This window comes from Bartonella sp. MR100HLJHH, from assembly GCF_042194215.1.
Classification (GTDB): domain Bacteria; phylum Pseudomonadota; class Alphaproteobacteria; order Rhizobiales; family Rhizobiaceae; genus Bartonella; species Bartonella grahamii.
In genome coordinates this window covers 22,093-34,217 of record NZ_JBHIMR010000002.1, presented here as the reverse complement: position 1 = coordinate 34,217, position 12,125 = coordinate 22,093, and the positions used below count along the sequence as shown (strand labels likewise).

The window sequence follows — 12,125 nt, the reverse complement described above, 5'->3', positions numbered from 1 at the left end:
TCCTTTCCCTAAAAAACAAGCAAGAATTAATTTTAGATTTTCAATGCGTTCCTAGCCTTAGGTGGATCTTGAAGGAACATTTGTCCTTGCTCCCAATACCATTTCCTAGTACAATCAGTGAATGGCATAACGCAAAACACTAAGTGTCAGTATTTTACATTTATGGAAGTAATAAATCTGTAGTGTGGCAATATTCGCCCTTCGAAAATGACTTTATAAATAATGCCATAAATAATGCCGATAATCTACGAATCCCCATCTCCTTTTAACTTTTATATGAATTTGTTTTTAAAATTTAATTTCTTATCGGCACATAAAGAGCTCTCTCTACAACAATACGATCTTTTTGTATTTCTATACAATTTACAGCTCTTTATGACGATATACTTTGTCACACGTTACCCCCTAAAACAGCATAAAAAAGCTCTCTTAAAATATAAACGTAAAGACAAACACAGATGATTTTAAAAATTGACTATTCTAATCTTTGTCATTTAGTCTAACCTCGCAATGAAAAGCTTTTGGAAAACTCTGCCAAAAATATAAACATACGAAAGTATAGAGGCAAATTTTTCCAAACAATAAATTAAAAGAGGGACACATGACTGAAAAAATTTATCCAATATCAGAAGAAATCAAAAAAAATGCGCTTATCAATGAGGAGACCTATCAACAATGGTATCAAGAAAGCGTCAATGATCCAGAAAGCTTCTGGGCAAAACATGGAAAATGCATTGAATGGTTTAAACCTTATACAAAAGTAAAAAACACTTCCTTTAATGGAGATGTATCAATAAAATGGTACGAAGATGGAATAACAAATGTTGCCTATAACTGCATTGATCGCCACCTGAAAACCCATGGAGAAAAAATCGCGCTTATTTGGGAAGGAGATAATCCTTATCATGATAAAAAAATAACCTATAACGAGCTTTATGAACATGTTTGTCGTTTTGCCAATCTTTTGAAAAGTCGTGGCATTAAGAAAGGCGATAAAGTAACCATTTATCTTCCCATGATTCCCGAAGCAGCCTATGCTATGCTCGCCTGCGCCCGCATTGGTGCTGTTCATTCGGTTATCTTTGCTGGCTTTTCTGCTGAGGCAATAGTAGGACGCCTTGTTGACTGCGAATCAACCTTCATTATTACAGCTGATCAAGGCTTGCGTGGCAGCAAACGAATCAACTTAAAAGACAATGTTGATCATGCTATTGAGATAGCAGCGCGCCAAAACGTGCATGTGGACCAAGTCATGGTTATACGGCGGACTTGTGGACCCATTCAATGGATAGAGGGACGTGATTTTTGGTACCACGAAGAGATAGCTCATGCCAAAACAGACTGCCCACCAGAACCAATGAACGCTGAAGATCCGCTTTTTATTCTTTATACTTCAGGCTCCACCGGCAAACCCAAAGGTGTTTTGCATACTACAGCGGGCTATCTCGTTTATGCCGCAATGACACATCAATACGTTTTTGATTATCACCCTGATGAAATTTACTGGTGTACAGCTGATATTGGTTGGATTACCGGTCATTCTTACTTGGTTTATGGACCTTTATGCAATGGTGCGACCACTTTAATGTTTGAAGGCACACCAACCTTTCCTGATAAAGGAAGATTTTGGGAAATTGTCGACAAGCATCAAGTCAATACACTCTATACCGCACCAACAGCTATCCGCACCTTAATGGGAGCAGGAAATTCGTTTGTTGAACACTCAAACAGGACATCGTTGCGTCTTTTAGGCACGGTAGGAGAACCGATTAACCCAGAAGCATGGGAATGGTTTTATCATACAGTTGGAAATGACCGTTGTCCGATTCTCGATACATGGTGGCAAACAGAAACAGGAGGGCATATGATCACGCCCTTGCCTGGTGCAACCCCCCTCAAAGCAGGATCAGCCACACGTCCTTTTTTTGGTGTTCAACCCCAAATTGTTGATGCTCAAGGCAATATTTTAGAAGGTGAAGCAGAAGGCAATCTTTGTATCAGTGATTCATGGCCAGGACAAATGCGCACGCTTTATAAAGATCATGAGCGCTTTATTCAAACTTATTTTTCCTCCTATAAAGGAAGATATTTTACAGGCGATGGTTGTAGGCGTGATAGTGACGGCTATTACTGGATTACAGGGCGGGTTGATGACATTCTCAATGTCTCGGGGCACAGGTTAGGAACTGCTGAAATTGAATCAGCCCTCGTTTCTCATCCCGCTGTATCAGAAGCAGCCATTGTGGGTTACCCGCATCCCATTAAAGGACAAGGAATTTATAGTTTTATCACCTTAATGGAAGGGACGGCTCCAAATGAAGAGTTACAAGAAGAGCTTATTAAACATGTGAGAAAGGAAATAGGCTCCATTGCCATATTGGATAAAATTCAATTTTCCCCACAGCTTCCCAAAACGCGATCAGGAAAAATTATGAGACGTATTTTACGAAAAATCGCCGAAAACGATTTTGATACTCTCGGAGATATCTCAACTCTTGCCGAACCACAAGTTGTTGAAGATCTTATTGCCAACCGACAAAATTAAAGAAACCACGAAGAAACACAACATACGGTGGTTTTTGTTTTTCTGCTAAAATTATCCTAGCATTGTTACGAAAACCACCCATGAGAATAAAAAAACAAAACAATTCATGGGAAGCTCAACAACTCTAACAACAAACGCCTTTCTTCATAACAAATAAGAAACAATAGAAGAAAAAACTTCACGGTTGGAAGATGCTAAGATTGGAATATAAATGCGAATAGGAATAAGAAAGTGAGATAAAAAGAGCAACATAGCTTTTTAAAATCACCCAGTACCCACTCAATGCAAAAAAGCCTCTGAGAAAGAAGGAAAAATAGTTCTGATGTTTATGCTAGAATCACTTTGAAATTCCTGCTAAAATCATAAATAAAGCTAAAAAGAGAAAGTATAAGTGATAATATTTTTGAGCAAAAATATTTATCTATAACGAGGGTGTATAAAAAATATTGAAAACCATGAAATCTAAAATAACCAAGCTTACAACAAAAATCTAAAGTAATGAAAGTAAGAGTTCTTAGAATAAATGATGCAATATAAAATCAGGAGTAATAATAAAAAGTGATTCATTTTGAAAATGTCGGTCTACGCTATGGAATGGGACCTGAGGTCCTTCGTGATATTAGCTTTCATATTCCTCCTGGATCATTTCAATTTCTCACTGGCGCCTCTGGAGCAGGGAAGACGTCGTTGATGCGTCTTATGTTTTTGGCACTCAAACCCACCCGCGGTCATATTGATTTATTTGGAACAGACACAGCGTTACTCAAACGACAAGAGCTCCCTGCGCTGCGACAACGTATCGGTGTTGTTTTTCAAGATTTTCGTTTACTCGACCACATGACCACTTATGAAAATGTCTCCTTACCTTTACGCATTAAAGGACAAGAAGAGGCAACCTATCGCAGTGAAGTGGAAGATCTTCTCTGTTGGGTAGGTCTTGGAGATCATATTCATGTTTTACCACCAGTTCTTTCTGGCGGAGAAAAACAAAGGGTAGCCATTGCACGCGCGCTCATTGATCAACCTGAAATTCTACTTGCTGATGAACCTACCGGAAATGTCGATCCGCCCTTGGCAAAACGCCTACTGCGTTTGTTTATTGAATTAAATCGTTTTGGAACAGCTGTTATCATTGCTACCCATGATATTGCCTTAATGGAACAAGTTGCAGCACGACGTATGCTTCTCCATAACGGACGGATGACGATTCATGAATAAGTCTTTCCCCATTTTTACAAGCAATAAAAAAAATACAACAGCGATTATTCCCAGTGGTAATATTTCTGGAAAAGCATTGGTTGCCGTGATTGCTATTATGACGTTTCTTTCAAGCCTCACCTTAATCGGTGTTGATTTAGTCCAACGCGCCGCCCAAAATTGGAGTAATCAGATTAGCTATGAAGCAACAATACAAATACGCCCCATAGACAATGTTGATATCAACAAAGCACTCCGTGATGCCGTACAATTGGTTAAAACATTTTCTGGTGTACAAGATGCAAAAATTGTTGACCAAAAAGCTACCGAAAAATTACTGGAACCATGGCTTGGAACAGGCTTTAATGTCAATGAACTACCCCTTCCCCGCCTTATCATTGTGACCCTGAAAGAGGATGAAAAAATCAATTTTGCAGCCATTAATCACGCCATTAAAACCCAAATTCCAGGAGGTCAATTTGATGATCACCGTGTTTGGGTCCATCGTTTTGCAACCATGGCACACACCACTGTTTTTATTGGTTTTTCAATTTTAGCATTGGTTCTAGGCTCTCTTATTCTTACCATCATTTTTACCACCCGCAATGCATTGGCAGAAAATGCGCATATTATCAATGTCTTATATTTCCTTGGTACTGAAACTATTTTCATTGCCCGCCAATTTGACTGGCATTTTTTTAAAACTGCACTGCGTGGTGCTTTATATGGTGGTCTCACAAGCATATTTCTGTTTTTAGCCTTTTGTCTCTGGACGAATTATAACTTGGGAAGAGTGGAAGCTAGCCAAGTAACAGCTTTGTTTGGACATATTTCCATAAGTTCCGTTCCTTACGGAAAAATCATTTTTCTTATTATTTTCGTTTCTTTTCTTACCACTCTTACAAACCGCATGACTATTTTAGCGCAATTGAAAAAAATCGATCAATGTGAAAATGGTTTATTTTAATTTTATGACTTACCACTCCTACCATTCCAACTCGTTGAGGCAAAACAATTTAGAACGTCCTCTTCCAAAACGACCCCACTATCGTTGGTCTGTGTGCTTTTTATTTCGCTATTTTCCACCGACAACACTTACTCTTGCAATCATTGTTTTCATTTTCTGGGGCGGTTTTATTGTTTTTTCTGAAAAAACTGAACGACTTTCTCCCCCAAAGCCTCTCCCCAAAGCTGATGCCATCATTGTGCTTACAGGCGGAGAAAACCGAATAGAGACAGGAATCCATCTCTTACAAAAGGGGCTTGGTTCACGACTCCTTATCAGTGGCGTAAACGCCACAACCAATCTGAAAGGTTTCATGCATAACAGGCATATTACCCCACAGCTTGTCTCATGTTGTATTGACATTGGGCATCAAGCGATTAACACCAGAGGGAACGCTAAAGAAAGTGCTGCTTGGATCAAAAAACACCACTATAAAACCCTTTATATCGTCACCCATGATTACCATATGTGGCGCTCAATGCGAGAACTTAAGTATTTAATGCCTGATATCCATTTCATTGCTTATCCTGTTAAAAAGAGCGATGCTGAAAGCGCAATACAACAGATCAATCAAATCCGCATTCTCATATTCCAATATATTAAAACGCTCCAAGTTTATATCAGAACCGCATTCTAATCTTTATCCTTCTCTTTATCCTTCTGACTTTTTTAAAAACCTTGCCACCCACGAACCGCTTCATACCGTTCTTTCCATAGCCTTCCACACGAGGTTGCCTCTATAAAAGCTCGACAGAGCTACCCTCATACAAAGCAAAATACCCCCAATACACGTATCACTGTATTGCACATTCACCCAAAGACATCTCTTACATCCCAAACATATCTCACAGCACGGGATCTGTACATGCCATCTCAATATATAAGCTCTTGTAAATAGAGCCCCCAGCCAACTATAAGATCTCCCGACTTGTTATAGAGATCTATTTATACCACCGTCTTTACGCTTCATAAAAAAGACAAACCAACCCCATCCTATATTTTACCGCCCCCAATATTACGATAGCTCTTACACCACTTGGGATGATTGGTAAGAGACATGCTTTCGCCTTTTTTTAACACGAGCATACCAACCTCGTATGACATGAAAAGAAGTAATTTTAATAGATTTAAAATAAGAAAATTTATGATACTTAGATTTCTCATTCAACAGAGAGAAGCTTAAACTATCATTATAAACCAATATATTAGTAATAATCTCTTCATTCAACAAAGCATCTTCATAAGGGCATTTTAGATCACAGATAGGAATAAGCTCAAAACGCACACCACCACGAACATCCCACACTTTTTATCGCAATCTTTTTTGAAATCATTTCCCACTAAAAACACTTTTTGTTTGGCTGCCTCCCCAAAAAAGAACGAAAATTTTTAAACTCTAGCGATCTGTAAACAATAACAATCCAGCTTCTTGTCTAATGCGTTCTCCCTGTTCACTTCCAATCACCCCCGCTCAAAGGACGATGATTCCCATCAGCAACGGTTTGTAAACAATCCTACTTCTCTGGGAAAGTTCCTCTCAGCTTCCCCATTTATATGGTTTACTCACATAAGGCTCAACGAACAAGCTCTGCTTAAAGCTATTCATCACTGTCGCTAAAGCGCATGCGTCATCATTTTATCCGTCTACTACCTAAGATGTTTTATCACATACAACATATTGATTTATAAGGAAAGTTTATACGCTACAACTTGAATGAGATCTCTCAATATCATCAGATTCTCTCATTTTAAATCTATTCTCTGTTGAATCAATCAAAACCATTTTCTTGCACATCACAAGGGAAGAGAGCTTGCGTGGCGTAAAACTGTACAAAAAAGACATGCCTCTTATGGACTTGTCTCAAGTGCCAAAAACTGTCGCAATACCCACGAGCTGGCAAAGTGTATGATAGTGCCAGTTTGTTACGACACAGCGCTGTTTTACGTCACAATGGATAACTGAACATTTTCAGTTTCTCTCACTTCCAATTTTGGAAGACTGCGCACAATTTTCATTGTTTCCAAGCTTACCGTAATAACCCGCTGAAACAATTCCAGAGGATAGGCCGGATTACCCACCGTTTCAACAGCATAGCGATTAGCATCATTCACAATCCCACTCGCTTTATCCGTTTTGACAATCTGGCGCTCCATAACCCATTCAAGAGCAGACCTGCCATTGACTACATAATCATAAGCTTCAAGAGGAATATTCTGCATCGTGATATGCGCATTATAAATCACTGTGCTTTTATCAATAGCGCCACGCTTACCAGCAAATTTCATCGCTTCAACACGATAGAAACTCTTCTCATCAGAAATCATCCAAGTTCTTGGATCACCCTGTTTATAGGTAACAGGATAGGGCTCAACCTCTTCATAATTCATATGCAAATCACCAAGATTTCGCCCCGCTGTTACAAAAGCCCAAAAATCCTCTACCTTTTTAACTGTTGGGATACGTGGCAATTGTTTAGACAAGTTATGCGCATAACGTGCACGATAATCCTCAGAATGCAAAATCCCATAAACATAATAAAACAAATCATCCTTTGTTATCATTTCACCAGGATATGCTGCCTTAAAATATACCAACCCTTCATCCGTGAGAGCATCACGCCGCTGCAAACCAGTTTCTTTGCTTTCCTCTGCAAAATTTGCAAACAAATGAACCTGATCCTTCTCTTTATCTCCTAAGGACTCAGCATCCTCATAAATATACCGTGGAAAACATTGGCTTTTCTCCATTGCATCATAGCTAGGCAAAACCCTACTCATCAAAACAGAAAAGCCATTGCTTGCTCCAATTCCCGTAACTTGTATGACCCTGTTTCCAAACGATTTTTCTAAAGGAAATATACGTAGCATTTGAAAAACTCTATGGTTAAAAACACGATTATAATAAAGCCATTGCTGTGTAAAAGGACGATAAAGACTTTGAACTACGTAATCACTTTTAAATTCAGAAAACTTTCCTCTTACCAATTCTTCTTTAAGGCTACTACTCCAGCTGATTTTCCTTGCATCTAAATTTACGAAATCATTCACAGCATTTGCACGCACTTTGCGGTCAGAATGCGCATAAGCATTACTAAAACGTTCCACTTCATTGTTATAAAAAGTTATCGTGTTACGCATATTCTTCGCTAAAGCTTCACGGCTTGAATTATATGCCCAAGCATCACGACTAGTTTGTACACCACCAGAAAAATTTTCAAAGAGTTTTTTATCACTGCCCTTCTTATCACCTAAAGCTAAAAATTTTTCAAAATCACTGTTGCGCTGATCCAGCCAATCACCATGCTCATCTGGCGTAATCATCTGCCAGCCTTGTTCACGCTTGATACCGCCAACACTACCTAACCGCTGAAGTTTAGATAATTTCTCTTTTGTCGTGAGATAATCTCCAATATCGTGGAAATATATTTTCCCACGCTGTTGAGATTCGGGATTTTTTACGAGAATAGAGATAGCAATGGGAGCTCGAGATCCAGAGCCAAAAATTTTACCCCCTTCTTTTCGAGAAAGTTCTCCAGAAGTTCGTTGATTCCCCCGCAAATGGAAAATATAAAGGCTGCTAAATTCCTCGACTAAACATTTTCGTAAACCATCCGTAGAATGACTATTGATAAAACTTGCATTTGTCACAAAACCAATAACACCACAGTCTTTTATGCGATCACTCGCCCAACGAATGGCACGAATATAACTGTCATAAAGTCCATTAACATTGCTCGCTTTGGATTGAGGAGCATAAGTTTCACGAATGCGACGGTCCAATTTAGGATAACCAATATTTTTCGCATTATCGTTTTCGCTTTTTTGCCCAGAAGAATAAGGAGGGTTGCCAACAATAACACGAATATCCAGTTCCTTCTGACGTGATCGACGTGTGCTGTTATCCACCAGCAAATCACTGATCAGGTCTTTTTCTTTCTCATAAAGCTGGAATGTATCGGTTAAACAAATTCCCTCAAAGGGAACATAATCTCCCCCCATCAAACCATGATAGGTCGTCTCAATATTAATGGCTGCAATATAATAGGCTAAAAGCACAATCTCATTGGCATGAATTTCATGACAAAATTTGTGTTTCATCTCCTCTGGCTTTATCAGACCCGATTGTAAAAGCCGCGTGATAAAAGTTCCCGTTCCAGTAAAGGGATCCATGATGTGCACACCCGATGAGCCAAGCGTTTGCCCAAATTCTTGCTCTAAGACATCATTGACAGAGTGCAAAATAAAATCCACAACCTCAACGGGGGTATAAACAATGCCAAGTTTTTCTACAGTACGTGGAAAAGCATAACGAAAAAACTTATCGTAAAGCTCTACAATCAACCTCTGTTTTGCTTTTGGATCCGTAATTCCACTGGCGCGTAATTTTACACTTGCGTAAAATTTCTCAAGATCTTTGGATTCCTTATCAAGGTTTGCCTCATCAAGCACATCAAGCATACGTTGCATAGCACGCGAGACAGGATTCTCACGTGTGAACTGATACCCTTCAAACAACACCTGAAAGACAGGACGCGTGATAATATGCTGTGCCAACATCTCAATCGCATCAGCTTCTGTAACAGCATCATTTAAATCATCACGCAGTTCTGCCACAAACCTGTCAAAGGCTTGGCGCGCCTCAGTATTTGGCTCTGCCAGAATACCTGTTAAGCGCGTGATATGATTCTTAGCAATTTCAGCAATGTTGCTCGCCCAATCTTCCCAATAATCACGTGTCCCACATTTCTTGACGATCTTTGCCAAAATCGCACGAGAAATTTCATCCACCGGGAAAGAAAACTGCTTGTTTACCTGATCTGTACGAGTTAAATCATATTCCGGTGTTCCAATTCCCGCTCGTGCCGGTTGTACGCGTAGTGGAAGATTGTCTACAACAGCTGTAACAGCCTGTAACTCAGTGCTCTGTGTGACACCAATAATCTCAATCACATTGCTGATATCTTGGCTCAGCGATGCCTTATTAATCGTCGCATCAAAACGATCATCATGCGCACGCAAAGCATTTAAAATTTGCCAAACAACCCGATATTTATCATTGTTGTTCAAAGCCTGTTCCACCGGAATCCCAGAGGGAATACCAATTGGCAAAATGACATACCCCATCTTTTTGCCCTCAGACCGACGCATCACCCGCCCAACGGATTGCACAACATCAATCTGGCTCTTACGTGGATTTAAAAACATGATCGCATCCAGAGCCGGAACATCCACCCCCTCAGACAAACACCGTGCATTGGTCAAAATACGACAAACATCCTCACCACTATCAGCTTTCAGCCAATCAAGTAATGCACCACGATCCTTCGCATTGAAAGTGCCATCAACATGCTCAATTTCACACTTCAGAAAGTGCTCATTTTCCGTATCCTCTTTCGTATAATCAAGATATTCTCTAACAACCGCAGAAAATTCATCACACACCAGTTTAGAACTTTCAATAGTCTTGCAAAACGCCAAAGCACGACGCATGGGGTGTGGATCCGCACCAACATCAGCCTTCAGATCTTGTTTTGTCAGCGCCTTATAACAACCAATAATCTTCGTTGCATCATCAAGAACAAGTGAAGACTGGTCATCACTAAGACGCTTCTGAACAGCGGAACTGACCAATTTTTCATCCATTGCTAAGACAATAACCTTATAATCCGTTAAAAGATCATTTTGTACTGCCCAAGAAAACCCCCGATAAAAAAGTGTTTTACCAAAAAGCTTTTCATCATCCATCGAAGCAAGAATAACATTGGCTTCATTCGCGCGACTTTTTGCGTTATCACCAAAAATGCGTGGTGTCGCTGTCATATAAAGGCGCTTCTTGGCACGAATAACATCATTAGAATGCACCTTAACAAAATTGGATTCATCCTCTCCAACCAGCGTTGCCCCTGTTGTACGGTGCGCTTCATCACAAATGATAAGATCAAATGTTGGCAAACCATACTTTTTCTGAGCATCCGCAACCACCTGAATGGATTGATAGGTTGCAAACACAACGGTCATCCTATCTGCAACACTCTTACCCGCCTGTTCTGCAAGTTTAGCAGCATCGGTTGTCGCCGGAAAAGCAAGATCAAACACATCAATTTCAGCAACATCATCACTATTTTTACGACGCTTTCCCACTTGTGTATCTGAACAGACAGCAAAGGATCTCAATCCGATTTCTGCATCCGTTGTCCATTCACGGACCGTCTGTGACATCAGTGCCAAGGAAGGAACAAGAAACAGAACAAACTTGCCTTCACCCGCTAAATCCTCAGCAATTTTAAGACTGGTAAATGTCTTACCAGTACCACAAGCCATAATAAGCTTACCCCGATCTGCTTGAGCAAGCCCAGCACGCACATCACGCAATGCATCCTGCTGATGTGGACGGATTTTCTTTTTATCCTCCAACACAACTTTACCCTGGGCTGCAAAAGTTTCCCAACGGATCGGACTTTGTTGTATATCGGAAAGATTAATTCGTATAACAGGAATATCCTGCCCCCGTATCATTGTTTCAGCGTTATCACTCCAAGCACTTTCAGTGCTATCTATAATAACACGCCGCTTAAATGGAGCTTTCCCTGATGCCGAAATAAAACTATCAATATCTGCTTTTCTAATCCGATATGCTGCATCATAAAATTTACATTGGATTGCTGCAAAACCCTCTTCATTACGAATCTTTGCCACAAGATCGATACCAGTATCATGACCATCCCAATCATTTTCACGAGCCCAATCCTTAAAGGTTTGAACCTTTTCATAACACCCAAACTGAAGAGGATCATGTGTCAGATAAGCAAGAGCAAAACGCTCAAAATATGTACCTTTGTCCCGTTCGGTACGCGCTTCGTCACGATATGTCTGTAAAAGCGATTGCAGCGTCATGCTTCCCCCCAATGAAAAATACTTTCAATTATCGAGTCTAGCCAAATTGGTCAATGCCTATTATTTCCCCCAAAAGACTTTAGATAACTCGATTTACTGAATGAACCAATATTTATAATGGAATATGTACTAAACAAAACAAATGAATAAAGTTTTACTTATCAACAAAAGAATAGAATCTGCTCTTCCCACATCCCTGATAAATATCATGTAATCACGCACAAGAATGTAGAGATTTCCTTCATTATTTTGATGAGCTTTTTTTGATATTTATCTATTGAAAATAGTTTAAGCTCATATTCAGGAGGTGCTAAATGCAATAAAAGCATAACGTAAAACTAACAACTAGCTATACCAATACACATAATAATGAATACAGCAATTAACATTCCCAGCAACATGAGCCCATAAGTGTATTCATCTCGTTCTCCCTACAAAACTGGAGCTTCGTAAAAACCTATATCTCCGTCGCATAAAGCCATA

Annotated in this window: 5 protein-coding genes; 4 read left to right on the top strand and 1 reads right to left on the bottom strand. The window is 39.7% G+C overall.

Features of this window, described 5'->3' with window-relative positions; translation table 11 throughout:
- The first annotated feature begins 601 nt into the window (after window positions 1-601).
- The 4 genes from acs (at window position 602) to ACFIJ7_RS01340 (ending at window position 5,385) form a co-directional block, all read left to right on the top strand.
- Window positions 602-2,545 (top strand): acetate--CoA ligase, encoded by a 1,944-nt coding sequence (gene acs, locus ACFIJ7_RS01355; RefSeq protein WP_375635489.1) that lies wholly within the window; start codon window positions 602-604, stop codon window positions 2,543-2,545.
- Window positions 2,546-3,103: 558 nt separating this feature from the next.
- Window positions 3,104-3,763, top strand: coding sequence for a cell division ATP-binding protein FtsE (ftsE, locus tag ACFIJ7_RS01350; protein WP_273723097.1), 660 nt, complete (start codon window positions 3,104-3,106; stop codon window positions 3,761-3,763).
- A complete protein-coding gene (locus tag ACFIJ7_RS01345; protein ID WP_273787645.1) occupies window positions 3,756-4,709 on the top strand; it encodes an ABC transporter permease in 954 nt (317 codons plus the stop codon). Before ftsE ends, ACFIJ7_RS01345 begins: the two co-directional genes overlap by 8 nt.
- On the top strand, window positions 4,696-5,385 hold the full coding sequence (locus ACFIJ7_RS01340; RefSeq protein WP_375644435.1) for a YdcF family protein: 690 nt from the start codon (window positions 4,696-4,698) through the stop codon (window positions 5,383-5,385). Before ACFIJ7_RS01345 ends, ACFIJ7_RS01340 begins: the two co-directional genes overlap by 14 nt.
- Window positions 5,386-6,689: 1,304 nt before the next feature.
- Here the strand turns inward: ACFIJ7_RS01340 and ACFIJ7_RS01335 are convergent.
- Window positions 6,690-11,642: a DEAD/DEAH box helicase gene (locus ACFIJ7_RS01335; RefSeq protein ID WP_375644434.1), complete on the bottom strand. Its 4,953-nt coding sequence runs from the start codon at window positions 11,640-11,642 to the stop codon at window positions 6,690-6,692.
- Window positions 11,643-12,125 lie beyond the last annotated feature (483 nt).